At 60.5% G+C, this 24,638-nt stretch carries 20 protein-coding genes; 11 read left to right on the top strand and 9 right to left on the bottom strand.

Going from position 1 to position 24,638, the window contains the following annotated elements; translation table 11 throughout:
- Window positions 1-26: 26 nt before the first annotated feature.
- Window positions 27-1,778, bottom strand: a complete 1,752-nt coding sequence (locus tag RCH06_RS07005) for an RNA-binding domain-containing protein (protein WP_327080718.1) — start codon at window positions 1,776-1,778, stop codon at window positions 27-29.
- Window positions 1,779-2,046: 268 nt separating this feature from the next.
- Here RCH06_RS07005 and RCH06_RS07010 point away from each other — a divergent pair, with 268 nt between their 5' ends.
- A complete protein-coding gene (locus RCH06_RS07010; RefSeq protein WP_327080719.1) occupies window positions 2,047-3,546 on the top strand; it encodes an AMP nucleosidase in 1,500 nt (499 codons plus the stop codon).
- Window positions 3,547-3,771: 225 nt separating this feature from the next.
- Here RCH06_RS07010 and RCH06_RS07015 read toward each other — a convergent pair whose 3' ends face one another.
- A complete protein-coding gene (locus tag RCH06_RS07015; RefSeq protein WP_327080720.1) occupies window positions 3,772-4,317 on the bottom strand; it encodes a hypothetical protein in 546 nt (181 codons plus the stop codon).
- Between the two features lie 54 nt (window positions 4,318-4,371).
- Entirely contained in the window at window positions 4,372-6,762 is a 2,391-nt protein-coding gene (locus RCH06_RS07020; protein ID WP_327080721.1) for a beta strand repeat-containing protein, read from the bottom strand.
- A gap of 583 nt (window positions 6,763-7,345) precedes the next feature.
- Here RCH06_RS07020 and RCH06_RS07025 point away from each other — a divergent pair.
- The 5 genes from RCH06_RS07025 to RCH06_RS07045 all read left to right on the top strand — a co-directional run bounded on the left by RCH06_RS07025 (window position 7,346) and on the right by RCH06_RS07045 (window position 13,250).
- Complete coding sequence (locus RCH06_RS07025; RefSeq protein ID WP_327080722.1) at window positions 7,346-7,690, top strand: hypothetical protein; 345 nt, start codon at window positions 7,346-7,348, stop codon at window positions 7,688-7,690.
- Between the two features lie 309 nt (window positions 7,691-7,999).
- Window positions 8,000-9,748 carry a PHA/PHB synthase family protein gene (locus RCH06_RS07030; RefSeq protein WP_327080723.1) on the top strand — a complete coding sequence of 583 codons (1,749 nt, stop codon included), beginning with the start codon at window positions 8,000-8,002 and terminating at the stop codon, window positions 9,746-9,748.
- A 27-nt stretch (window positions 9,749-9,775) separates the two neighbouring features.
- Window positions 9,776-10,588: an enoyl-ACP reductase FabI gene (gene fabI, locus RCH06_RS07035; protein WP_327080724.1), complete on the top strand. Its 813-nt coding sequence runs from the start codon at window positions 9,776-9,778 to the stop codon at window positions 10,586-10,588.
- Window positions 10,589-10,599: 11 nt separating this feature from the next.
- On the top strand, window positions 10,600-12,027 hold the full coding sequence (locus tag RCH06_RS07040) for a bifunctional enoyl-CoA hydratase/phosphate acetyltransferase (RefSeq protein WP_327080725.1): 1,428 nt from the start codon (window positions 10,600-10,602) through the stop codon (window positions 12,025-12,027).
- Window positions 12,024-13,250 (top strand): acetate/propionate family kinase, encoded by a 1,227-nt coding sequence (locus RCH06_RS07045; RefSeq protein WP_327080726.1) that lies wholly within the window; start codon window positions 12,024-12,026, stop codon window positions 13,248-13,250. Before RCH06_RS07040 ends, RCH06_RS07045 begins: the two co-directional genes overlap by 4 nt.
- Before the next feature lie 141 nt (window positions 13,251-13,391).
- Here the strand turns inward: RCH06_RS07045 and purT are convergent, their stop codons facing one another.
- From purT to RCH06_RS07075, 6 genes are all read right to left on the bottom strand, one after another.
- The gene (gene purT / locus RCH06_RS07050) at window positions 13,392-14,606 is read right to left on the bottom strand and encodes a formate-dependent phosphoribosylglycinamide formyltransferase (protein WP_327080727.1); all 1,215 of its coding nucleotides are present in this window, start codon (window positions 14,604-14,606) and stop codon (window positions 13,392-13,394) included.
- 287 nt (window positions 14,607-14,893) lie between these two features.
- Entirely contained in the window at window positions 14,894-15,844 is a 951-nt protein-coding gene (locus tag RCH06_RS07055; RefSeq protein ID WP_327080728.1) for a VOC family protein, read from the bottom strand.
- A complete protein-coding gene (locus tag RCH06_RS07060) occupies window positions 15,841-16,770 on the bottom strand; it encodes an SMP-30/gluconolactonase/LRE family protein (RefSeq protein WP_327080729.1) in 930 nt (309 codons plus the stop codon). Before RCH06_RS07060 ends, RCH06_RS07055 begins: the two co-directional genes overlap by 4 nt.
- A 20-nt stretch (window positions 16,771-16,790) precedes the next feature.
- Window positions 16,791-17,240, bottom strand: coding sequence for a cupin domain-containing protein (locus tag RCH06_RS07065; protein ID WP_327080730.1), 450 nt, complete (start codon window positions 17,238-17,240; stop codon window positions 16,791-16,793).
- 10 nt (window positions 17,241-17,250) lie between these two features.
- The gene (locus RCH06_RS07070; protein ID WP_327080731.1) at window positions 17,251-18,816 is read right to left on the bottom strand and encodes a GMC family oxidoreductase; all 1,566 of its coding nucleotides are present in this window, start codon (window positions 18,814-18,816) and stop codon (window positions 17,251-17,253) included.
- Window positions 18,813-19,292 (bottom strand): DoxX family membrane protein, encoded by a 480-nt coding sequence (locus RCH06_RS07075; RefSeq protein ID WP_327080732.1) that lies wholly within the window; start codon window positions 19,290-19,292, stop codon window positions 18,813-18,815. The genes RCH06_RS07070 and RCH06_RS07075 overlap by 4 nt, the downstream gene beginning before the upstream one ends.
- A 120-nt stretch (window positions 19,293-19,412) precedes the next feature.
- Here RCH06_RS07075 and RCH06_RS07080 point away from each other — a divergent pair, with 120 nt between their 5' ends.
- The 5 genes from RCH06_RS07080 (at window position 19,413) to RCH06_RS07105 (ending at window position 24,182) form a co-directional block, all read left to right on the top strand.
- On the top strand, window positions 19,413-19,586 hold the full coding sequence (locus RCH06_RS07080) for a DUF1328 domain-containing protein (protein WP_327080733.1): 174 nt from the start codon (window positions 19,413-19,415) through the stop codon (window positions 19,584-19,586).
- Between the two features lie 107 nt (window positions 19,587-19,693).
- Entirely contained in the window at window positions 19,694-20,521 is an 828-nt protein-coding gene (locus tag RCH06_RS07085; protein ID WP_327080734.1) for a siderophore-interacting protein, read from the top strand.
- A gap of 820 nt (window positions 20,522-21,341) precedes the next feature.
- Window positions 21,342-21,797, top strand: coding sequence for a c-type cytochrome (locus RCH06_RS07095; RefSeq protein ID WP_327080735.1), 456 nt, complete (start codon window positions 21,342-21,344; stop codon window positions 21,795-21,797).
- A 130-nt stretch (window positions 21,798-21,927) separates the two neighbouring features.
- Window positions 21,928-23,733: a sensor histidine kinase gene (locus RCH06_RS07100; RefSeq protein ID WP_327080736.1), complete on the top strand. Its 1,806-nt coding sequence runs from the start codon at window positions 21,928-21,930 to the stop codon at window positions 23,731-23,733.
- A complete protein-coding gene (locus RCH06_RS07105) occupies window positions 23,730-24,182 on the top strand; it encodes a response regulator (protein ID WP_327080737.1) in 453 nt (150 codons plus the stop codon). Before RCH06_RS07100 ends, RCH06_RS07105 begins: the two co-directional genes overlap by 4 nt.
- The last annotated feature ends 456 nt before the right edge of the window (window positions 24,183-24,638 follow it).

Genomic DNA, 24,638 nt, shown 5'->3' on the forward strand with positions numbered 1-24,638 from the left:
TCAGGGAGTTACGCGCCCTTCCTTTACTAGGCTTTGCTAGCTTCCTGCGTTTTAGCAAAGCTTTTTACCGGCCCAAGCAACCAGATAGGTGAACTCACCGGACCCGTGCGCTCAATCAGGGTGCTGCGCCGCATGGCTTGCAGTAGGTTGCGCACCTTGTTCTGTTTTTGATCCGCATCCAGCACCTCGGGTAACTTTGTCAAAATCAGGTCATCGAGTTCTTTGCGCGTGGCCTTGCCATACTTTTGCAAATAGCCCACTACCAGCGTCTGGTAATAAGCATCATCAAGCCCCCGGTTGCGAATGTAGCTGGCCTTCTGCCCGGCCCACTCCGCCACCTTGGCTGAAATAAAGTAGTTCGGTGCCCGCCCTTCAATCAGCTTGAGCGCCTTCAGCTCGCGCACGTTGTCACGCGACAATGCGCGGCGTTTTTGCACCCGGTCTAGCAGCAGCACCTGCTTTAAGTCCAGATCGGCACGCTTCATCAGCACTTGGGTGTACTTCGCATCCAGCACTTGCCGGGTAATGCTGACCTCCACACGGGGATAGCCCGTGTCAGCCGCGTCAATCACATAGTCAGGCAAAGGAAAAAACCGCGCCCGCTGCATCTCGAACATGCGCCGAATGCCGCTACCGACCTGCTCAATCATGCGCAGGCGGATCATGCAGTCAATCAGCCACTGGTTACGGTAATGCTCCGGAGGCGACTGGTGCTCCAGCATCCACTCCACGCTGGGCGGAATAAATTGCCCCAAATTGCTGAACACTAGCCGGTCCGGATGCTCCACCACATTGATTTTTCCGCCAAGCCCATAGTCCTGGTGGGCCATGCAGTTATGCAAGGCCTCTCGGATCACCCAGGCGTCATACCACCGGAGCGGCGTAGGAAACAAGGAGCCATCAGGCATGTGGTCTGTCATCTCATTGCGGATGCGGCCAAAGACTTTTTCAGTTGCCCCTAAAAACGGAATGCCAAAGTGCTGCGATGGCCCCGTGATGTTCTTGGCATCACGCAAAACCCAAGTGATCTTGGCATCGGCAGGTGCCAAAAAATGTGCCGCCTCATCTTTGCCCAGCAGCAAAATGGCCGCACGCGTGATGCGCCCCTGCTTGGTGATGCGCGCTTTGTTGAGCAAAGTGGCTAGATCCCACCGGCAGGCTTCATCCTCGATGTGCGCATGACGGCTTGAATCAGGCTCGCTTCTTGTCAAATACTGGACAAACTGTCTGCGTGCCATATTGAGCGCGTCAGGGTCCAGGTCGTTCAGCGTAGCGCCCGGCGCCAGCTCCCCCGACCAGTCTTCTTTTTGACCCAGCATGGCCCACAACCGGGCCTCTTTGTCCTGGTGCTCTGAAAGCAGTGTTTTATGGCTGTCAATGCGGATGTAGCGCCTGTTTTGAAATGCAATGGGTGCACTGCGCGCTGGGTAAATTTCCATCAGCACAACCCGCCCATCTGGGTGCGGGCACTCGTGAAAAGCAAAATCTGCACGCGGCGAGGTCATTTGCTGCAGCCACATGATGAACGCCTGATTGCCATTGACCTTGCGCGAAAAAGGATCAAAGCGAGTGCCCGTGATCTGGTGTGAGTCATCTTCGACACCCCACACCAGCCAAGCACGATTTTGACCTTCAAGTGCCGCAGAATTGGCCAATGCAGACAGGTACGCGCCAATTTCATCCGCCTGATCAAGATTGGACTTGAACTCCACCGTAGCCGCCTCATGCGCCAATCCGCACAAGCGCCCCAGTGTTTCCAGTAACGTATAGGCATCCATTTATAAACCCCGCATGAGCACGAAGCCGGGCAAAAACCGATTCGTCAGACGTGGCGCCACGGGGACTAAAGCAATGCGTTCTGACATGGGCTGGGTCTTTTTAATTTTGAAAAAATTGGGCGCTTCGTAAGGGCCAGCTGCCTCGGCGGCATATCCTGCCCGGCACAAGGTCTGCATTCAATGCTACTGCAAGCCACTCAAGACATTAGCCTAAACTGACTTCGTGGTGCCGCGCCACTTGTCAATTTTCCTTACCAAGACATACGCCATGCCCTATTTGCCTCCTTTCATCGCCCCCACCCGCTACCGCGACCCGGCGGCTGCGCTGGCACAGGTTCAAAAAATCTACGACCAGCAAATCGCCCACCTGCGCAGCGCCATGCAGCGCTACGTGGCCGGCGACACCCTGCCCGGCCACGTGCGCGCCTGCTACCCGTTCGTGCGCATTCACACCGACACGGTGGCGCGGGCTATTCTGGAAACGCCCGACATTGCCCAGCTCAGTTACGGCTTTGTCGCCGGGCCGGGCCGCTACGAAACCACGCTGACCCGGCCCGATTTGTACAGCGACTATTACCTGGAACAATTCCGGCTGCTGATACAAAACCATGCGGTAGAACTTGAAGTCGGCACCAGCACGCAGCCGATTCCGATTCATTTCTCATTTGCTGAAAACGACCACATTGAAGGCACGATGAGCCCGGCCCGGCGAATGCTGATGCGCGACGCGTTCGACCTGCCCGACCTGGCCGCCATGGACGACGGCATTGCGAACGGCACCTACGAGCCGCGCGTGGGCGAGCCGCTGCCGTTGTCGCTGTTCACGGCGGCTCGGGTGGACTATTCGCTGCAGCGCCTGCGCCACTACACCGGCACTTCGCCGCACTGGTTCCAGAACTTTGTGCTGTTTACCAATTACCAGTTCTACATCGACGAATTTGTGCGCCTGGGCCACGAGGAAATGGCCAAGCCGGACAGCGAATACATCGCCTTCGTGGAGCCGGGCAATGTGGTGACGCGGCGCACCGGCCTGGGCGCGCAGGACGGCGACGAACTGGGCATGCCGCCGCCACGCCTGCCGCAAATGCCGGCTTACCATTTGCTGCGTGCCGACCGCACCGGCACCACGATGGTCAACATCGGCGTCGGCCCGGCCAATGCCAAGAACATCACCGACCACGTGGCTGTGCTGCGCCCGCACGCCTGGATCATGCTCGGCCATTGCGCCGGCCTGCGCAACAGCCAGCAATTAGGCGACTATGTGCTGGCGCACGGCTATGTGCGCGAAGACCATGTGCTGGACGAGGAACTGCCGCTGTGGGTGCCGATTCCGGCGCTGGCCGAAATCCAGAAAGCGCTGGAGCAAGCGGTAGAAGACGTGACTGAGGCCGTCGGCCCCGATCTGAAACGCATCATGCGCACAGGCACGGTGGCGTCAACCGACAACCGCAACTGGGAACTGCTGCCGTCCAACCAGCCGCAGCGCCGCTTCAGCCAGAGCCGCGCCATTGCGCTCGACATGGAAAGCGCGACGATTGCGGCCAACGGTTTTCGTTTCCGGGTGCCTTACGGCACGCTGCTGTGCGTGAGCGACAAGCCGCTGCACGGAGAAATCAAGCTGCCGGGCATGGCAAACCAGTTCTACCGCGACCGGGTGGATCAGCATTTGCGCATTGGCATGCGGGCGGTGGAGTTGCTGCGGGCTGAGGGCATCAGCCAGCTGCACAGCCGCAAGCTGCGCAGTTTTTCCGAGGTGGCGTTTCAGTAGGCTTGCTATGGTTTAGATAGCTGCTAGCGCTTGCTGCTGTTGCGCTGGCGTGGTTTTTTGCTTGAAAATAGGTGGCTTTCGGGCTTTTGGCTGGCGTGAATGATGGATCAGCTTCTGGGGGTTAATGGCTGTGTCGACTTTGCCGAGGTTTGCTGGCCGGGGTTGCTCGGCGGCAAGTAACTTGTGGTTTGCTTTGCTGCATAGACAGGCACTTCTGAGCGACCGTCAATGGGGTTTCTTTTTTGCTTTCAGTCGGCATTGGCGTGCTTTTCGGGTATTTTCCTGCCCGCATGCCGCCAATTGTTGTGCTTCGTCACGCTTGACGGCAGAAGCCGGGCGCTTTGACGGAGCTGAGGTTACAGAAGCTTTGGTCTCGCTTTTCAAGGTCTTCTTGGGAGCTGCTTCCGGTTTGACTTCAGCCGGGCTTGAACTGACAGGGTCTGTCGTGCCGCTTTTCAGAGCCTGCGGCACAGCCGTTCCCGTCTTGACTTCAGCAGCCGGGGCAACCGCCAGCTGTTTCAAACAACTGATGGAGCCAATGGTGTTGGCGTCATAGATCCAGTTGGAATCAACCTGCTTGCGTGAGGCGAGCTCAGGCATCAGCACATAACAAAGAACATCGGCCTTATCGTCATAAAGCTTCAAGATGATGGTTTGGGGCTGGCCTGCATCGAACACTTCAACGAGCTTGAGGCCCTTGCGGGTTTGCGCCGTGGCAATGCCCGAGGTGAGCATCAGAATGGTGAATAAAGAAGCGATTAATTTTTTCATGGCGTTAAAAAGGCTGCCCTAAGGGCAGCCTTGAATTATGAGATCAGATTGGGTTTAGAAGCTGAAGCCAATACCGGCACTTACGGTCGAATTGCTGCCATTCAAGCCGACCGCAAGCTTGCCAGTCAAGTCTTCAGCGAAACGGACGTTGGCACCAATTGCCAATGCACTCTCGTTTTTGAAGCCACCCAGGCCAACACCCACGCTGAATTGCTTGCCAGAGTCAAGGCCAGGAATGCCGGCAACCGCAGCGATGGAGGCAATACCGCGACGCGCTTCAACCGTGCTTTCGGTGATCTGATTCTGCAGACCGCTACGAACAGAATTCAACTGGTTCACGTTGGCAGCATCGGTACCTGCAACACCGGCAGCTACGTTCTGCACACGGTTACCGCCCATGTTCACGATGGCGCCATTCCTGACGGTAACGCTGGTAGGCGTCACTGCCATGGTGGCAGTAGTTGCCGTTCCACCAAGGTAAGCGTTGCTGGTAGCAGAGAAATTGCCCTTCACCGTTGCGGCGCCCTCCACAGTCAGATCGCGGCCAACTTTTGCATCGCCGGCAGTCGTAAACGAGTTAGCTGTAAACGAGTCAGAGACAAATGTATCCGTCTTGAAGACACCGGTGTTGATGATGCCGTTAGTGGTAATCACGCCACCCACGCTAGCGTTACCCGCGGTGTTCAGCGTGGTCGTGGTGATGTTGCCCGCGTTGGTGATGCCAGCGGTGTTGGTCGTGCCGGTTACGTTCAGGTCGCCATTCAGGGTGCTGTTGCCGTTAACGGTGGTATTACCGTTCAGGTTACTGGCGCCGTTCTGGGTCAATACGCCGGTGTTGGTCACACCAGCGGTGGTGGTCGCGCCGGTTACGTTCAAGGGGCCGTTTACCGTCGTCGCACCATTCAGGTTGCTGGCGCCGTTCTGGGTCAGTACGCCAGTGTTGGTCACACCCGCAGTGGTCGTCGCACCGGTTACGTTCAAGTCGCCATTCAGGGCGGTGTTGCCGTTAACGGTGGTGTTGCCGTTCAGGTTGGTGGGGCCGTTCTGGGTCAATACGCCGGTGTTGGTTAATGCACCGGTGTTGGTGAGGCCACCAGTCGTGGCAGCGCCAGTCGTCAGCGAGCTAGAGGTCAATGCGCCCGTCGTGCTGAAGTTACCGTTGTTGGCGATACCGTTGGTGGTGATCACGCCCCCCACGGTAGCGTTGCCCGTGGTGTTCAGCGTGCCGGTGGTGATGTTGCCCGTGTTGGTCACGCCAGCAGTGGTGGTCGCACCCGTTACGTTGACGTCGCCATTCAGGGCGGTGTTGCCGTTCAGGTTGGTGGGGCCGTTCTGGGTCAATACGCCGGTGTTGGTGAGGCCACCGGTGTTGGTGAGGCCACCGGTCGTGGCAGAGCCAGTCGCCAGCGAGCTAGAAGTCAATGCGCCTGTCGTGCTGAAGTTACCGTTGTTGGCGATGCCGTTGGTGGTGATCACGCCGCCGACGGTAGCGTTGCCCGTGGTGGTCAGCGTGTCAGTGGCGATGTTGCCCGCGTTGGTGATGCCAGCAGTGGTGGTCGCACCCGTTACGTTGACGTCGCCATTCAGGGCGGTGGAGCCGTTCTGGGTCAATACGCCGGTGTTGGTGAGGCCACCGGTCGTGGCAGAGCCAGTCGCCAGCGAGCCTGAGTTCAATGCGCCTGTCGTGCTGATGCCCGCAGAGTCAGTGATGCCAGCGGTCGTCGCAGCGCCCGTCGTCAGCGAGCCAGAGGTCAGTGCGCCCGTCACGCCCAGCGTGGTCGTTGCAATGTTGCCTGCATTCGTGATGCCAGAGGTGGTGGCAGCGCCCGTCGTCAGCGAGCTAGAGCTCAATGCACCTGTGGTGCTGAAGTTACCGTTGTTGGCGATACCGTTGGTGGTGATCACGCCGCCGACGGTAGCGTTGCCCGTGGTGGTCAGCGTGTCAGTGGCGATGTTGCCCGCGTTGGTGATGCCAGCAGTGGTGGTCGCACCCGTTACGTTGACGTCGCCATTCAGGGCGGTGTTGCCGTTCAGGTTGGTGGGGCCGTTCTGGGTCAATACGCCGGTGTTAGTCAATGCACCGGTGTTGGTGAGGCCACCGGTCGTGGCAGAGCCAGTCGCCAGCGAACTAGAGCTCAATGCACCTGTCGTGCTGAAGTTACCGTTGTTGGCGATGCCGTTGGTGGTGATCACGCCCCCCACGGTAGCGTTGCCCGTGGTGTTCAGCGTGCCGGTGGTGATGTTGCCCGTGTTGCTGATGCCATTGGTGGTAGTGGCGCCTGTGACGGACAAGGTGCCAGGAACATTCAAATCGGGACCTGCAGGGCCAAAAGTAAATGGTGCAATGAGAGCAGCGACCGGCTTTCCACCACTGGTCAAGCCTTGAGCAAAAGCGCCACCAGAAACCAAGGCCACAACAGCCAACGCAATCAGATTTTTTTTCATTGAAAACTCCTTTAATAACAACAATACCCACCAATTCAGCAACGTAACTTGTCAATCGCATTTGTAATATAAGCCACTTCAAGAAACATTTGTTCAATTTTTAAATGGGTCGACATAATTTCGCCACGTGTCAAAAACACCCCTCACAGAGCGGATTTTTTAATGACTTGGCGGTCAGCGAATTGCACAGTGCGTGTGACAGGCGAGGATGCATAAATCAAGGGCAGCCGAACGCAGAATCCGGTGCGCGGAGGCCACCTAAAACATTACCGAGAACACGCTGAAAGTGTTGTAAATAGGCGTCTATAGATTGTATGCAACGCTATTTTTTTGTTGTTTTCTTGAAAAAATTAACTGCCCATCAGTGTGATTATTAAAAAAATATAGCTAATGAGTTGATTCATTCACCGCTATCTGGATAGTCTGCCCTTTTTTGGTTGCAAACTTGTACTGCCATTACTTGCACTGCCATTAATAGTCCCAATGAGCTGAATATATCGTCGAGACTCAAGCGCGGGATGACACACAGACGAGAATCAGTTTCGTCTTATCTACCCATCATGAGCAACCTTTCGGCAAAGTCTTGCAAAAGCAAATAAATGGTCTTTTTCTGGCAAACATGCAGCCAACCCGAGGTGTGGTCGTTGACCTGACGCAGGTCGGCGCAGACAAGCTGGTGCTGCCTATAAACACGCTGGTGAACACCATGACGATTATTTTGGTGAACACTATGACGATTATTTCGCAGCACTTCCACGCAGCGCACCAGGTGGCAAGGCAGCGCAGCCGCATGACGCTGCAGAACGTGATGATGAAGGCCGGGTTTGTGCGTGAATCCGGACCTTGTCAGGGGCGCAGTGCCCAGAGGTTTGCGCTTATGCATAACAGCAGCAACCGAATTGCGTGCGATGCCGCGCACATTTCATGACTTGCGTCACGTCGCGGGCCATCCGCTTGATGCAAACTTAAACGTTGAGGCTTCCCGTGTTACGTGGCTGCAGCTGGTGACGGGCCTGTAATGGACGGGCCTTGCCGGGCTGGCAGCGGCGACCGGGCTACTGGCGCTGTGCTCGCTCTGGCTGGAGCTGGAGCGGCTATTCAGTCGCCTGCGGCAAGCGAGCGGCCGTCATTCGGCTTGATTTACCGGTCAATGGCTACAAGTGTTACCAGTGACTTGCAGGCCTGCCGACCCTGCGCGCGCCGCCTTGCGTCATGCCATCCCCTACTGCGAGACCCGATGAACGACAACCCACAAGCCAACCCGGAACCGGCACTGCAACCCGGCCTTGACCGCGCAGTGAACGCGCAACAGGCTGGCCGCACGCAAGGCTTGGTGCCCGCATCGCTGGGCGACGCGTACACGGACTGGCTGACCCACCTGGCGGCATCGCCCGGCAAGCAACAAGAACTGATGCGCGAGGCGCTGGATAACTACCTGCATCTCAGTGCGCATGCCGTAAAACACACCACCGGCCAGTGCCAGCCCTGCATTGAGCCGCTGCCGCAAGACAAGCGCTTTGCCGCACCCGAGTGGCAGCAGTGGCCCTTCAATCTGATTTATCAGTCTTTCCTGCTCAACCAGCAGTGGTGGCACAACGCCACCACGGGCGTGCCTGGCGTCAGCGAGCACCATGAAAGCCTGGCAACTTTTGGCGCACGCCAGCTACTGGACATGTTCTCGCCGTCCAACTTTCTGCCCACCAACCCGGAGGTGCTGGCCGAAACCCTGAAAACCGGCGGTGCCAACCTGCTGAAGGGCGCACAAAACCTGAGTCGCGAGGCGCTGCGCCAGGCCAGCGACGCACCGTATGCAGGCACCGAAAATTTCCGGCCCGGCCAAGAGGTCGCCCTCACGCCCGGCAAGGTGGTGTTTCGCAACCACTTGATCGAGCTTATCCAGTACAGCCCGCAAACCAAAACCGTGTTTGCCGAGCCGATTCTCATCGTGCCGTCGTGGATCATGAAGTTCTACATCCTCGATTTGTCGCCCGATAACTCGCTGGTCGCCTATCTGGTGGGCAAGGGCCACACGGTGTTCATCATGTCGTGGAAAAACCCCGATGCCAGCGATCGCAACCTGGGCATGGACGACTACCTGAACGCCGGCGTGATGGCGGCCATCGACGCGGTCAGCGCCATTGTTCCGGAGCGCAAAATTCAGGCGCTCGGCTATTGCCTGGGCGGCACGCTGCTGAGCATTGCCGCAGCCAGCATGGCGCGCAGCCATGACGAGCGCCTGCAATCATTAACGCTGCTGGCCTCGGAGCTTGACTTCAGCGAGCCCGGCGAGCTGGGCCTGTTCATTGACAAGAGCCAGCTGACTTTTCTCGACAGCCTGATGGCTAAAAAGGGTTACCTCGACGGCAAGCAAATGGCTGGCGCGTTTACCCTGCTCAATTCGCGCGACATGCTGTGGTCGCGCATGGTGCATGACTATCTCATGGGCAGCAACAGGCCGGTGAATGACCTGGTCGCCTGGAACCTCGACGCCACCCGCATGCCCTACCGCCAGCACAGCGAGTACCTGCGCCAGCTTTACCTGAAAAACGACCTGGCCGAAGGCCGCTACCAGGTCGATGGCAAGCCGGTTGCTCTGTCTGATATTGACGTGCCGGTGTTTGCGCTGGGCACGCAGCGCGACACGGTGTCGCCGTGGCATTCAGTGTACAAAATCCACTCGTTGACGCAAACCGACCTGACGTTTTGCCTGACCACCGGCGGCCACAATGTGGGCATCGTGAATCCGCCCGGCCCGGGCGTCAAGCGCAGCTATCAACTGGCCACGCGCGCCACTGACGCGGGTTACATGGACCCCGACACCTGGGCCCACACCGCACCAGCGCACGAGGGTTCATGGTGGCCCGCCCTGGCGAACTGGCTGCAGCAGCACAGCAGCCAGCGCGTCGCACCGCCGCCAACCGGCAACCTGTCACGCGGCTATACGACACTTGAAGACGCACCCGGCCAATTTGTGCTGGTTTCCTGATTTTCAGATTTCCTTTAAATACATTTAATGAATCCCAACTCAAACACGCCTCCAGACGCAGACACACCCCTCACGCTACCGATCCTCGCCGGCAAAAAAGGCCTGATCGTCGGCATTGCCAACGACCAGAGCATTGCCTACGGCTGCGCCCAGGTCATGCACAAGCTGGGGGCCACGCTGGCGATCACCTATTTCAATGCCAAGGCCGAACCGCATGTCCGGCCGCTGGCCGAGCAGCTTGAAGCCGACCTCACCTTGCCGCTCGATGTGGAGCAACCCGGCCAGCTCGAAGCGGTGTTTGCACAGCTTGAGAAGCGCTGGGGAAAGCTGGACTTTGTGCTGCACGCCATTGCTTTTGCGCCGGCCGCCGACCTGCACGGTCGCATTGTGGACAGCAGCGCCGCAGGCTTTGCCCGCGCGATGGATGTGTCGTGCCATTCGTTCCTGCGCATGGCCAAACTGGCCGAGCCGCTGATGACCGGTGGCGGCACGCTGGTCACCATGAGCTACTACGGCGCGCAGAAAGTCATCGACAACTACGGCATCATGGGCCCGGTCAAGGCCGCGCTCGAATCGTCAGTGCGTTACCTGGCCGCCGAACTCGGCCCAGCCGGTATCCGCGTGCATGCGGTGTCGCCCGGCCCGATCAAGACGCGGGCGGCCTCGGGCATTGGCGACTTCGAGCAACTGCTGAACGACGCTGCCAGCCGCGCGCCCCAGCACCAGCTGGTGACGATTGCCGACGTCGGCGCTGTCACCGCCATGCTGTGCAGCGACGCGGCCCGCGCGCTGACCGGCAACGTCACCTTCGTCGATGCCGGCTACCACGTGATGGGCTAAAAGGAAACACCATGAATACACGCAGCACGCTCCCCGTCCCGTCGGGGGACTTTCTTGAAAACCACCCGATTGACGAAATCCAGGTCGGCGACGGCGCCACCCTGGTGCGCCAAGTCACCGAACGCGACATCCAGCTGTTTGCCGCCGTGTCCGGCGACGTGAACCCGGCGCATGTCGATGCGCTGTACGCCAAAACCAGCCACTTCCACGAAATCATTGCCCACGGCATGCTGGGTGGCTCGCTGATTTCCACCGTGCTCGGCACGCAGTTTCCGGGCCCCGGAACCATCTACCTGGGCCAGACGCTCAAGTTCCTCAAGCCCGTGCATATCGGCGACACCTTGACCGTCACGGTCAAGGTGACATCGATGGACAAAACCACCCGGCGCGTACGGCTGGCGACGACCTGCATCGACCAGGACGGCGACGTGGTGATTGACGGCGAGGCCGAAGTCATCGCCCCGACCGAGCGGCTGCGCATCTTGCGCACCGACCTGCCCGAGCCGCTGATGGCCGACAAGAACCTGCGCTACGACCAGTTGCTCAATGCCGCCAAAGCCCTGCCCCGCATCAAGATGGGCGTGGTGCACCCGTGCAGCCGCGAAGCGCTTGAAGGCGCGCTGGACGCCGACCGGCTGGGCCTGATCCAGGCGCTGCTGATCGGGCCTGAGCCGCGCATCCGCAGCCTGGCCGAAGAATGTCAGCTGGACCTGAGCGGCTTTTCCATCCTTGATGTGCCGCACAGCCATGCGGCGGCGGCCAAGGCGGTCGAGCTGGCCCGCGCCGGCGAAGTCGATGCGCTGATGAAAGGCAGCCTGCACAGCGACGAGCTGCTGAGCGCGGTGGTCAACGCCCAATCCGGCCTGCGCACCGAACGCCGCGTCAGCCATGTGTTTGTGCTCGACGTACCGCGCTACCCCAAGCCGCTGTTGATTACCGATGCCGCCATCAACGTCGCACCCGACTTTGACGCCAAGGTCGATATCGTGCAAAACGCCATCGACCTGGCGCATGCGCTGGGCATTGAGCGGCCCAAGGTGGCGATTTTGTCGGCGGTCGAAACCGTTACGCCCAAACTGCGCTCATCGATGGACGCCGCCGCGCTGTCCAAAATGGCCGACCGGGGCCAGATTACCGGTGGGCTGGTCGATGGCCCGCTGGCGTTTGACAACGCCGTGTCGCTGGCCGCCGCCAAGACCAAGGGCATCCAGTCCGAAGTCGCCGGCGACGCCGACATTCTGGTCGTGCCCGACCTGGAGTCGGGCAACATGCTGGCCAAGCAGCTCGAATACCTGGGCGGCGCGCAGGCCGCCGGCATCGTGATGGGCGCGAAGGTGCCGATTGTGCTGACCAGCCGCGCCGACTCGGCCCATTCGCGCATCGCCTCTTGCGCCATCGCCATCTTGCTGATTGCCCACGGGCTCAAGGCGCTGGCGTGAACACATCGCTGCTCGTCATCAACTCCGGCTCGTCCAGCGTCAAGTTTGCGGTTTATGACGCCGCCCTTGACGCCGGGTTGACGCGCATTGCCAACGGCATGATCGAAGGCATTGGTGCCCAGCCCCGGCTGCGGGTCTGGGGGCCAGACGGCGCTGCGCTCGAAGACCGCCGCATCCGGGTGTCCGCCAACCCGGTGCATGGCCCTGAAGAAGCCTTCGAGCAGTTGTTCGACTGGCTCGGGCAGCATGCCAATGGCCGCACGCTGGGGGCGGTGGGCCACCGCGTGGTGCATGGCGGCGAGGCGTTTACGCGTCCGGTGCGCGTCACGCCCGCGATTTTGGCGCAGCTGGAAGGGCTGAGCGCACTGGCCCCGCTGCACCAGCCGCACAACCTGTCGGCCATTCGCGCCATCGACGTGGTGCTGCCAGGTTTGCCGCAAGTCGCGTGTTTTGATACCGAATTTCACACCACGCAACCGTGGGTCGCGCAAGCCTTTGCCCTGCCGCGCCACATCACGCAGGCCGGCGTCAAGCGCTACGGTTTTCATGGCCTGTCGTATGAATACATCGCCAGCGCCCTGCCGCCGCACTTGGGCGCAGCGGCCAATGGCCGCGTGGTGGTGGCGCACCTGGGCAACGGCGCGAGTATGTGCGCCCTGCGGGAGCGCAAAAGCGTCGCCACGACCATGGGCTTCACGGCGCTCGACGGCCTGATGATGGGCAGCCGCTGCGGCAGCCTCGACCCCGGCGTCGTGCTGCACCTGATGAGCGGGCTGGGCATGACGGTGCAGGCAGTGGAAAAGCTGCTGTATGAACAGTCCGGCCTGCTCGGCGTCTCAAGGGTTTCGGGCGACATGCGCACCGTGCAAGCCAGCGACACGCCAGACGCACAGCAGGCGGTTGAGCTGTACGTCTACCGCATCGCGCAGGAACTGGGCAGCCTGGCGGCGTCGCTGGGTGGACTCGATGCGCTGGTGTTCACCGCCGGCATTGGCGAAAACAGCGCCATGATCCGCCAACGGGTCTGCCAGGACGCCGGCTGGCTGGGCGTGGTGCTGGACGAGGACGCGAACGAAGCGCCGGCCTCGGGCGCGCGCTGCATCAGCCAGCCTGGCAGCCGCGTGGCGGTGTGGGTGATGCCGACGAATGAAGAGCTGATGATTGCCCGGCACACGCAGGCGGTGCTGCAGGGGCAGGTCATGCACAACTGGCGCGAAGGCTGAATATCGCCCTCACCTTGAGTTTTAATGCTCTTTTATGCCGCTTACGCAATACCGGCGTGCGCTGACAGCTATTGAATCAGTAGCGTTAATTTTTCGATAGCCGGGAACAGCCCGGCGCGCAAAACCATCTCAGCCCGCCACTCAAGCCACGCGTGGCTTGACTTTCGAGGCCGCCAGCTTGGCGTTCGTGCGCGCCACTTCCACATCGGCATCAAACGCCAGCGCCACGCCCATGCGGCGCTTGACGAAACTGGCCGGTTTGCCAAACAGGCGGATGTCGGTGTTGGGCACCCGCAGCGCATCGGCGACGCCGTCAAACACGATGCCGTCTGCATCGACGCCGCCATAAATCACGGCGCTGGCACCGGGGCTTTTCAGCGCGGTGTTGACCGGCAGGCCCAAAATTGCGCGCGCATGCAGTTCAAACTCGTTTTGCCACTGGGTACACATCGTCACCATGCCGGTGTCGTGCGGGCGCGGGCTGACTTCGCTGAACCAGACATCGTCGCCCTTCACGAACAGCTCGACGCCAAACACGCCCTGGCCACCGAGGTTGTCGGTCACGGCGCGGGCAATGTCGCGGCTTTTTTGCAGCGCCAGCGCCTGCATCGGATGCGGTTGCCAGCTTTCAACATAGTCGCCGCCGACCTGGAAATGGCCAATCGGTTCGCAAAAATGGGTTTCTACAGCGCCTTCAGCGCTCTCCTTGGACGACACAGCCCGCACCGTCAGCAGCGTGATTTCGTAGTCAAAGTCAATAAAGCCTTCCACGATGACCCGGCCATGCTGCACGCGCCCGCCGGCCAGGGCGTAATCCCAAGCGGCTTGCACATCGCCCGCGCCGGCAATCCGGCTCTGGCCCTTGCCCGACGAACTCATCACCGGCTTGACGATGCACGGATAGCCTATTTTTTCGTCAATCGCCGCCTGCAGCTCTTCGAGCGAATCGCAAAAGACATAGGGGCTGGTCGGCAGGCCCAGCGCTTCAGCGGCCAGCCGGCGAATGCCTTCGCGGTCCATCGTCAGGCGCGCGGCGCGGGCGGTGGGAATCACGCGCACGCTGCCAGCAGCTTCAAGTTCTTCCAGCACGCCGGTGGCAATGGCCTCGATTTCGGGCACCACCAGGTCGGGTTTTTCGCGCTCGATCAGCGCTTTGAGCTGCGCCGGATCGCTCATCGTGACGGTGCGCGCGTGGTGGGCGACCTGCTGGCCGGGCGCGTTGTCGTAGCGGTCTACGGCAATGGTTTCGACGCCCAGGCGCTGCAGCGCAATCAGCACCTCCTTGCCCAGCTCGCCGGAGCCGAGCAGCATGACTTTGGTGGCGTGGGCAGACAGGGGCGTTCCGAAAATGGTCATAGGGGGCAGCCTCATGAAAGTTGAAAAAATGGGCGCGTCTGGCGCGCCGGTCACTGTACTGTAGGGCAAGGCGTTTATGGGCACGGAACCCGTTTGACAGGCCAACCCGTCATGCAAAAATCCGGCATTTTGCTACTGTATTAATAGCTGCTAGCGCAGGTACAGCATGCGCAATCGGCCTTTTTAATGCCGAATCAGTGATTTCAGGCTCAAAACGCATGTGCCTTGAAGCCAGAAAAACGGTCGCCTTGGAATAGTGACCGAATGAGTGGCGATGACGGATTCCGTCAAGCAGCCGCCTCCCGCAGCACCATGAGATGCCCGTCCGGGTCGCGCAGCAGCCACTCGCCTGCGCCAAGTTGCATAAACGCAGGCCCGCCGCCAGCGTCCAGCCGGGGCATCGACGCCAGCCGCGCCACGATGGCGTCAACGTCTTGCGCGCGCCACACCAGCCGGTCTGACGGGTCTTTCTCAATCGCCACGTGCCGGGTGCGCGGTTGCGGTGCCGGCTGGCGATAGCCGAGCAGTTCCAGATGCGGCGTCTCCACACCAGCAGGCGTCAGACCCAGCACATCAACCACGACGCCGCTCACGCCATCAAGCCGGTCTTGCCCGACGCCTGAATTGACCTGCCTTGATGTCAGCGCAAAGCCCAGCCCTGCCGTGTAAAAAGCCAGAGTGCGCTCGACGTTGCCCACGCTGATGGCCGAATGGTCGATGCCCAATGTGGGCTGGTTCGACTGAACGCGCTGCCATTTCGGGTTGCCCGTGCCAGCGGGAAACGAGATCAACTCCAGCGGATGACCGTCAGGGTCGCGGAACTTGTAGGCCGTAACACCCCCGGCGCTTGCTGGCAGGCGCACGGCATCACCGCTGGAAATCGGCGTCGGCGCAAGGCGGCTCAGCCTGGACAGGGCCGCGTCCATGTCCGAAGCGACGATGGCCACATGCTGAAAACCGGCGCTGGCCACGCTGGTGTCCTGCCTGACCACATCCAGCGCTTCAGCCCCGGCCCACTCGCACAGCTCAATCGACTCTTCGCCCAGACGCAGACGTGCGCAGCGGGGCGCGCCGCCGTCAGTGCAGATGAGAGATTCGCACGCAAAGCCAAGCGCTTCAACGTAGAAATCAATGGCGCGGGCCAAGTCGGCCACGCTGCGCCGAAAGCCGGCAAAGGCCAGCACCCGGCCACCCGTGGTCGGCATTTCTTCAAGCGGCGCCTCGTCGGCAGAGTTCATGGCCGCTGACAGCCGCGCCGGTTGACGCTCAAGGCATACAAAGTCGCGCCTGCGCATAAATACAGCCGGCTGTATTGCGGGCCGCCAAAGCACAGGTTGGACACCGCAGTCGGCACAAAAATCTTGCCCAGCAGCGCACCCGACGGGTCGATGCAATGCACGCCATCGGCCGCGCCGCTCCACAGGTTGCCTTCGGTGTCGCAGCGAAAGCCGTCGGCGTAGCCGGGCGCAACGGTGTAAAAAATGCGGCCATTGCGCAGCTGCGCCGGCCCCGAGGGCGGCGTGGCCACGTCGAACACCCGGATATGCCGGCGCGGTTCGGGCGAAAACTGGGTGCCGCTTTCGGCCACGTAAAGGCGCGACTCGTCGGGCGAAAACGCCAGGCCGTTGGGGCCGTCAAAATCGTCGGCCACCAGCGTCAGCGTCGCGTCGCGCGGGTCGAAGCAATAGACCGAGGGCGGCAACTCGGGCGCGCGCTTGACGCCTTCGTAGTCGGTCTCAATGCCGTAGTGCGGGTCGGTGAACCAGATCGTGCCGTCGCGCTTGACCACCACGTCATTCGGCGAATTGAGCCGCTTGCCCCGGTAGTGAGTCACCAGTATTTCCACCGTGCCGTCCAGTTGCGTTCGCGTGATGCTGCCGTGCAGATGCGAGCAGCCAATCAACCGGCCTTGGTTGTCGCGCGTGTGGCCGTTAGCAAAGCCCGACGGGGCGCGAAACACCGACACCTCGGCGCGCTCGGTGACGCGCAGGATGCGGTTATTGGGCACGTCGCTGACCAGTAACAGCTGCTGGTCAGCAAACCAGACCGGCCCTTCGAGCCAGCGGCAGCCTTCGAGGAGCGGCTCCAGCGCAGCATTGCCCGGCACGAACGAGGCAAAACGCGCATCAATAATTTCATGCTTGGGAATCACGGCGGCGTTCATGGCGCGAGCCTCTCTTTATGTCAGCGCAAGTGGCAAGGCGCGCCGACCGGCTCGACATGCAGCTGCACGATCATCAGGCGCGCCGGCTCGTCGCCCACGGTGCCCGAGCGGTGGCCGATGCGGCCCTGGTCGTCCTTGCGGCAGTTCAGGTCTTCGCCCAACGACACTTCGCCGGGGCCCATTTCCACGCGCTGGCCGTCCATCGACTCGACCCACCAGCGGCCCGACAGCGGCACGATCCACTGCGGCTTCGGGTTCGGATGCCAGTCGCCGACCCAGCCGACCGGCAGTACGGCAAAAATCACCGTGGCGTCGCCGCGCGCCTGCACGTCATTCCACTGCGGCGCGGCACCGCTCATGCTTTGCTGCTCAAAGTGGCTCAGTTCGCAGCGGTTTTGGTGGCTGACGCCCTGCTCGTCTGCCCAGAGATGCCAGTAAGCGGTGCGGGGCTTGTGCATGTCGGTGCTCATGGAATGCCTTTCACAGCTTGCTGGCGATGCGGTCGGCCACGCGCAGCGCGTTGGCAATGATGGTCAGCGTCGGGTTGACCGCGCCAATCGACGGGAAAAAGCTGGCATCAACCACGTAAAGGTTGTCCAGCTCGTGCGCCTTGCAGTCGAGGTCAAGCACGCTGGTGGCCGGGTTGACGCCAAAGCGCGCGGTGCCGGCCTGATGCGCCGTGCCGCCAATCGGAATGTCCTGGCCAAAAAACAGCTTGCGCTCCATCAGGTGCGGATGCGCGCCGGCGTCTTTGAGCAGGCTTTCGAGCTTGGCGCGCAAACGCCGGTGCGCTTCCAGGTTGTTTTCAGTCAGCGCCAGCACGACGCGTCCGTCTTGCCCCAGGCTGATGCGGTTGTCGGCGCGCGGCAGGTCTTCGGACGACAGCCAAAAATCCATCGCGTGACGCGACATCACCTCAAACGGCATGTCGGGCAGCCACTCCAGCCAGGCTGGCAGCGCCTCGGCGCGAATCTGGTCGGGATGCGACTTGGCGGTCATCTGGATCAGGCCGAGCGGAAACTTCCAGTCGTCAGCGCCAAAGTAATAGTCGCTGACGGCCAGCGTTTTTTGAAACACCGTGTCATTCGGCTCGCGCGACAGCGCCATCAGTACCGACTGGTTATGGCGCATGTAGTTGCGCCCGAGCTGGCCCGAACCATTGGCCAGCCCGTTCGGATGCTGCGTCGATGCCGAACGCAGCAGCAGCAGCGCCGAGCTGAGCGCGCCGCAGGACACGACCACGGTATCAGCCGAATAACTTTCCTGCACGCCCCGGCGCTCGACCACGACCTCGCTGACGCGCCGGCCTGTTGCGTCGGTGTTGAGCCGCGTCACCAGCGCGCCGGTCAGCAGCGTCACGTTCGGATGCGCTGCCAGCATCGGATCAACGCACATCACTTGCGCGTCGGCCTTGGCGTTAAGCGGGCACGGAAAACCGTCAAAGGCGTCGCAGCGAATGCAGCGGCTGGCGCGTGTTGGCTGGCCGTCCTTTTGATCCAGCAAAATGCCCAGCGGCAAATGAAAGGGGCGCAAGCCCTGGCGGCGCAAGCTGGCATCAAGCGCGGCAATGCGCGGCTCGTGGCTGACGGCTTCGTAGGGAAACGGGCCGCTGCAGGGCGGCTCGGTGGGGTCTTCGCCACGCGCGCCATGCACATGAAACAGCCGTTCGGCGTGGGCGTAATACGGCTCGAAGTCCGCATATTTCAGCGGCCACTCGGGCGAGATGCCGTCGCTGTGCTCAAGCGCCTCAAAGTCGCGCTCGCGCAGCCTGAGCAGCGCTGCGCCATAAACCTTGGAATTGCCGCCAACGAAGTAGTGCAGGCCCGGATGAAAGCTCTCGCCGTTTTGGCCGTACCAAAGTTCATCGGCCTGGTAGCGGCCTTCTACAAAAACAGACTTCGAGCTCCAGTTGTCGGTTTCGCGCGGCAGGTAGTCGCCCCGCTCCAGCATCAGGATGCGCTTGCCCGTGCCGGCCAGGCGTTGCGCCAGCGCAGCGCCGCCCGGCCCGGAGCCGATGACGATAAGGTCGTAATGCGAGTCGGTCATGGCAAAGCGCTTTCAACAGGCGTGGCGTAGGGTCGGGACGAGGCCAAAGGCGCATTGAAAAAATTCGTGACCGACGCGGCATTCGGGCCGAAGGTAATTATCAGGAAACCGCCGGCCAGCGCAAAGTTCTTCAAGAAATCCCAGAACATCTCGCGGCCCTGGCTTTTGCCGCGCAGTTTGAAATCGGGCTGGTGCCAAAAGGGTTTCCACAACACGGCCGTCACAGCGCAATACCCGGCCAGCACAAATGCCGCAAGCCGATCTGCCACGCCAGTTAGAACGCCCAGTGACATGAACACCTCGACCGCCAAGCCGGTCAGGATCAACGCCTTGGCCAAACTTTCCGACGCCACCACAGCGCGCGCCTGCTGGCGGGCAAGGTCAAAGTTCAGCAGCTTGTCGAGCGCGCTGAACGGCAAAAACAGCAACACCAGTGACAATCTCGCCAAAAAGGTGATGATCACACCAAAGGTCATGACAATGACTGTAGACCGGTTGCCGGCATCTGGCAACGCAGCGACCGCGCAAGAAAAGGCCTGGCTTGCGTAGGCAAAAATCCCTTTAGCGCTTTCATCCCTTCAACTCAAGGAGTTCACATGCTCAAGCTGGCCATTACTTTTTTCATCATTTCGCTGATTGCGGGCGTTTTTGGCTTTACCGGCGTGGCCTCGGGCGCGCGCGGCATCGCTAAAGTGCTGTTTTTCATCGCCATCACGATTTTCCTGATCGTGCTGATCTTTGGCGTGTTCCTGGGCGTGCTGGTGATTTGACACCGGCTGAAAGCGGCCAACACGCCTCAATATGCCTGGGCTGACAATCGTTCTCAATACCCACCCGCAGCGGCCTTGAAGCCCTGCGCTTTTTTCAGAAAGCCGCCATGACTGAGCCTTCACGTTCCGATACGCCTGACTTGCAAACCAACCCGCCCGCTGCCCCGCGCAAGCGCCGCCCGCCGCGCCGCGTCGAGGTCAGCCGCGTGCAAATACTCAGCCCGGCGATGCGCCGCATTACCCTCACAGGCGCCGAGCTGCAGGGTTTTGAGGTCAGCGACCCGGCAAGCTACATGAAGCTGATTTTTCCGGAACCCGGCCAGCTAGAGCCCGAGCGGCCACTGCCCGACGGCCCGCGCGCCAAGTCCATGCGCACCTACACGCCGCTGGCGGTGCGCCCCGTCGTATGCGAGATCGATGTCGATTTCGTGCTGCACGGCGAAGGCCCGGCCTCCAGCTGGGCGGCGCAGGCACAAGTCGGCCAGGTGCTGTTTTTGATGGGGCCGGGGCCGGGTTACAAGCTGCCGGCCGACGCGCCCGCGTACCTTTTGATTGGCGACGACAGCGCGCTGCCGGCGTTTGAAACCATCTTGGCCAGCCTGAGCGACACTGCAACCGTGCAAGTCATCATGGAAGTGACTGGCTCCGCCGAAGAACGCGCCCTGCCCGACGCACCGCACAGCGCGGTGCAGTGGGTGGTTCGCGGCCTGGACAACACCCAGGCCGGGCAGGCGCTGGAAGCCGCCTTGCGACAATCCCCGCCGCCGGCTGCAGACACCCGCATCTACGTGGCGTGCGAAGCCAGCGCCATGCGCCGCATCCGCCAGTTGCTGACCGGCGAGCTGGGCGTAGACCCCAGCCAGATCACGGGCCGGGGTTACTGGAAACTGGGCAATGTGAACCATCCGGACCACGACTACGGCGACGATTCCTGAAGGCGCGCGGCCAAATAGCCGCATGACCGAGTCCTTGGGGAAATTGTCGAGTTGAGCAAGCGCTGCGGCGACAACACGGTTGTCAACCGGCTGTCGTTTTCGATGGCACCGGGCATATACCTGGGCGTAATTTTTCGCAATGGCGCGGGCAAAAACACTGCCATCCGCATGTGTCCGGGGCTTAACCAGCATCCAAAGCGACTGGTGCCGGCCAAGGGCTACGACTTTTTCACCAGGTAGCGCTCGCTGGCGTTGACACGCAAGCGTTTTTTAAGCCAAACAAGGCTCTTGCGCAATACAGACGTGCGCAAGCAGCTATTTATTTAGTAGCAAAATCAGCGCTGCAGCAGCTCACGTATGGCGGTGGGCTTGTCTTGGACTGGGTGCATGAAAAACCCGTTCTCATCGCTACGGAACAATGTCATCAGAGGTGCCCAAGCTAGCGGTGCAAAACCGCTTTTTGATTTTTTCGGGGGCAAGCCTGCCGTCATCGTCAGCAGTGCCGGCGCTTGCGGCAGATGCCAACGACGCGGCGTAGCAATGCCGCTGGCCGACAGCACAACAGGAAAATAGCGCGAGCCAGCACGGTATCGGGTGCTCGCTCTTGCCGTTTTTGCCATGAGGTCAATGCAGCGAATTGCCTGCTTCAGGGGCAACGCTGAATGCCTGAAGGTGCAGTCTGCAAGAGAGGAATTCGTCTGCCATCCAGAAAGTGGCTTTCGTTCATCGTCCCTTAAGCCAACGCAAATTTCGCTGTGCTGCCGTGCGCGGTTAAGGGTGATACGCCACTCTTTTTTCTTTTGCCATCCGTCTGAATACTATGAAAAAAAATGCATTTTTTGCGGTTTTCCTGGCCGCTGCGGTGGTTTTCCCTGCGGCGGCGCAGTTTGCCAAGCCTGAGGATGCCATCCACTACCGACGCTCATCCATGACGGTGTTGTCGATCCACTTTTACCGCATCGCCAACATGGTGAACGGACGTGTGCCCTTCGATCCGAAAGTGGCGGCAGACAATACGGCCATCGTTCTGGCTCTGTCCAAACTCCCCTGGCCGGCATTCAGCGCCGGAACGGACAAAGGGGTCACGCGTGCCAGTCCGGCCATCTGGACGCAGCCCGCCAAGTTCAAGGATTCGTCAGAAAAACTGATGGCAGAAGCCGTCAAACTCAACGCTGCTGCCAAAACCGGCAATCTGGACAATGTGAAAGAAGCATTCAGGGCCACGGCCCGCACGTGCCAGTCGTGTCACGACGTGTTCAAGACCCGAGGCGAATAGGGCGAGTCATCCATTGCGCCCCCGACAGTGGCGGCCAAATGGACTGCTTTGCACAAGCTGCGGGCGCTATGGCTTGAGCCGGTCAAAGAAGTTATTACCCATCAGATGGCGCGCCTTTGGTAACCCCTGTTTGCCGGCGCGTCTGGTTAAATTAGCATTGGCGACAACACTCAGGCACAGGCCTGGCGGCAAGACCCCTTTAAGCACTGATACGACCATGAAGCACATGCTCCGTCCAAAATCTGATCAACCGCAGATTGTTCTGGTCGCCGGAATCATTCTTGTGATCGTTGCTTTGCTGGTGGGTATCAGCGTTTTTATAGTCATGCAGCGTCATGCCGAGCAGCTTCTCGACAATAACCTCCAGTCCGCCCTGCAAAACAGGATGCAACTCACGCAGACTGAAGTGAGCGCAGGTTTTGGCAAAACGACGGTCGCCGTCACCCGTCCCCGGCTGATTGATCTGGTGCAGCGGCTCAATACCGACGCGCAGGACGAAACCGCCCGCACCCTACTCAACGAAGTCGCTTTGTCTTTTCTTCCGACAGGGCTGACGGCCATTGCGGTGTTCGGCAAAGACGGACGCGAGTTGGCGCGTGCGGGTCACTTCGTGCAGCAATCCGCGCTGACCGTCCCGCTCAATCTTCCGGGGCGTGTGCAACTCATGTGGGATGGGCAGTTGTTGCTGCATGCAGCGGTTGAAATGCAGCAGGCAGGACAGACAGTTGGCAAGTTAATCACCGAGACGGTGTTGCCAGCCACCACGAACGCACTCAAGGATGCCGCCCATCTGGGTAAAACGGGAGAAATGGTGCTGTGCGCGCCCTTCGAGGCGACGATGCAGTGCTTTCCAACCACGCTCAATCCGAACGTAGTGACCGCACCGCGCGTTGCCGCTGATGGCAACCTGCTGCCGATGGCGCATGCCCTGGCCGGTAAAACCGGCTTCATCAGCGCACAGGACTATCGCCGCAACGAGGTGGAGGCGGCGTACGCGCCAGTGGGCGATCTCGCGCTGGGGATGGTTCTAAAAGTCGACTCTGCCGATCTGTATGCGCCCGTATGGTGGCAACTGCGCATTGTGATTCCGCTCCTGCTGGGCGTGCTGTTGATTGCCCTGCTGTCGCTGCGCTGGTTGCTTGCCCCGCTGGTGCTCCGGCTGGTGCGCTCTGAAGCGAGGATTGCCGACTTGAACACCGAGCTGGAGATGCGGGTGGAGCGGCGTACCGCTCAGCTCCAGGCGTCCAACCATGACCTGCAGCAATTCGCATTTGTGGCCTCGCATGACCTCAAGACGCCGCTTCGCTCCATCAGCGGATTTGTGCAACTGCTGGAGAAAAAATACGCTGGCCAGCTCGATGAAAGCGGCTTGTCGCTGATTCACCGAACCGCCAAGGCAGCGCGCCGGCTTGAGCAGCTCACCGATGACCTTCTGTCCTATGCACGGGTCAGCGGCGAGGCCCGGCCTCTGACCGAAGTCAACTGCAACGAAATTGCCACCGAAGTGAGCGGCCTGCTGGACGCCAGCCTCACGCAGTCAGGGGCCGAGCTGACCTTTGGCGAGCTTCCGCACGTGATGGGTGACCGCACGCAACTGGTCCAGCTTTTCCTGAATCTGGCCGGCAATGGCCTCAAGTATTGCGAGGGCCGTGCGCCTGTCGTGAAGGTTTCGGCCATAAAAAAAGAGAACCAGTGGGTATTTTCGGTCGCCGACAACGGCATTGGCATTGACAGGGAGCACTTTGAGAAAATTTTCGAGGTATTCAAACGCCTTCATACCCACGCAGAGTACGCCGGCACCGGCATCGGGCTGGCGGTTTGTCGCCGGGTAGTGCAACGCCACGGCGGCTCCATCTGGCTAGAATCTGTCGTCGGTCAGGGCAGCACCTTCTACTTCACCCTGCCAGCCACTCCCTCTGAAAGTGCCGCGTCATGATGCTCAAACCCATCGGCAACAGCCGAATCGCCGAAATTCTTCTGGTTGACGACAACGAAGATGACCTTTTCCTCACACGGGAAGCGTTTGAAGCTGCCAGCCTCAAGGTGAATCTGCACCATGTCGAAAATGGTCTGAAGTGCATGAAATTCCTGCGCAAGGAAGCGCCTTATGAGAATGCGGTCACGCCTGACCTTATTTTGCTGGACATGCATATGCCGTTGACGAGCGGGCATGAAGTGCTGACGGAAATCGTCAAAGACGAGAAACTCAGGCACATGCCGGTGGTGGTGCTGACGACCTCGCATGAAGCCGAGGACATCAGCAAGATGTACGGCCTGCGCTGCAACTCCTACATCACCAAGCCAGTGGATTTTCACAGCTTCACCAAAGCCATCAGCCAGTTGGCAGGCTACTGGCTTACCGTCGTGGTCGTGCCGAGCTCTTGATCACTGTTGGCTGCGTACCGCTAAAAACCGGGCGTGACAGCGTTCAGGGCAGCCAATCCATGCACCTCAATGTGCCAAGGCTTCGCACTTGCCGGTCTCATTTCGCCTGAGCCCTGTAGCGTCTAACACAAGCCACAAAAGCGACGCCTTCAAAATCCCACACCTGGAGATCGAAACCGGCTTGAGCGGGTGGCCCTGACGGGTAAAGTTGCGCTGACAAGAGACATGGCAGACGTGCTTCATTGCCTAAAATCTGCAGTCGCTTATTCAGCGCATCAAGGCGTTGAAGGCTGTCCAGACTGTCAAGAACCTGTTTCGCCAATCATGTGCCAGGCAGCAGTGACACGGGCACCGAAATAGCGTAACCGTCCGACGAACACCATTCTTGCGCCGGGTTGATGAGCCGGGCAGTATCCGGGGAGTTGCCCACCACGATGGTGTGCACTTAACCCGGAC

This window comes from Polaromonas sp. CG_9.5 (assembly GCF_035984465.1).
Lineage (GTDB): Bacteria > Pseudomonadota > Gammaproteobacteria > Burkholderiales > Burkholderiaceae_C > Polaromonas.

What these genes read in the sequence shown, in the direction of transcription:
- RCH06_RS07010 (WP_327080719.1), top strand. Translation starts at nt 2,047, where the DNA reads ATGCCCTATTTGCCTCCTTTCATCGCCCCCACCCGCTACCGCGACCCG.
- RCH06_RS07040 (WP_327080725.1), top strand. Translation starts at nt 10,600, where the DNA reads ATGAATACACGCAGCACGCTCCCCGTCCCGTCGGGGGACTTTCTTGAA.
- RCH06_RS07005 (WP_327080718.1), bottom strand. Translation starts at nt 1,778, where the DNA reads ATGGATGCCTATACGTTACTGGAAACACTGGGGCGCTTGTGCGGATTG.
- fabI (WP_327080724.1), top strand. Translation starts at nt 9,776, where the DNA reads ATGAATCCCAACTCAAACACGCCTCCAGACGCAGACACACCCCTCACG.
- RCH06_RS07080 (WP_327080733.1), top strand. Translation starts at nt 19,413, where the DNA reads ATGCTCAAGCTGGCCATTACTTTTTTCATCATTTCGCTGATTGCGGGC.
- RCH06_RS07055 (WP_327080728.1), bottom strand. Translation starts at nt 15,844, where the DNA reads ATGAACTCTGCCGACGAGGCGCCGCTTGAAGAAATGCCGACCACGGGT.
- RCH06_RS07085 (WP_327080734.1), top strand. Translation starts at nt 19,694, where the DNA reads ATGACTGAGCCTTCACGTTCCGATACGCCTGACTTGCAAACCAACCCG.
- RCH06_RS07070 (WP_327080731.1), bottom strand. Translation starts at nt 18,816, where the DNA reads ATGACCGACTCGCATTACGACCTTATCGTCATCGGCTCCGGGCCGGGC.
- RCH06_RS07095 (WP_327080735.1), top strand. Translation starts at nt 21,342, where the DNA reads ATGAAAAAAAATGCATTTTTTGCGGTTTTCCTGGCCGCTGCGGTGGTT.
- RCH06_RS07065 (WP_327080730.1), bottom strand. Translation starts at nt 17,240, where the DNA reads ATGAGCACCGACATGCACAAGCCCCGCACCGCTTACTGGCATCTCTGG.
- RCH06_RS07060 (WP_327080729.1), bottom strand. Translation starts at nt 16,770, where the DNA reads ATGAACGCCGCCGTGATTCCCAAGCATGAAATTATTGATGCGCGTTTT.
- purT (WP_327080727.1), bottom strand. Translation starts at nt 14,606, where the DNA reads ATGACCATTTTCGGAACGCCCCTGTCTGCCCACGCCACCAAAGTCATG.
- RCH06_RS07030 (WP_327080723.1), top strand. Translation starts at nt 8,000, where the DNA reads ATGAACGACAACCCACAAGCCAACCCGGAACCGGCACTGCAACCCGGC.
- RCH06_RS07020 (WP_327080721.1), bottom strand. Translation starts at nt 6,762, where the DNA reads ATGAAAAAAAATCTGATTGCGTTGGCTGTTGTGGCCTTGGTTTCTGGT.
- RCH06_RS07015 (WP_327080720.1), bottom strand. Translation starts at nt 4,317, where the DNA reads ATGAAAAAATTAATCGCTTCTTTATTCACCATTCTGATGCTCACCTCG.
- RCH06_RS07105 (WP_327080737.1), top strand. Translation starts at nt 23,730, where the DNA reads ATGATGCTCAAACCCATCGGCAACAGCCGAATCGCCGAAATTCTTCTG.
- RCH06_RS07075 (WP_327080732.1), bottom strand. Translation starts at nt 19,292, where the DNA reads ATGACCTTTGGTGTGATCATCACCTTTTTGGCGAGATTGTCACTGGTG.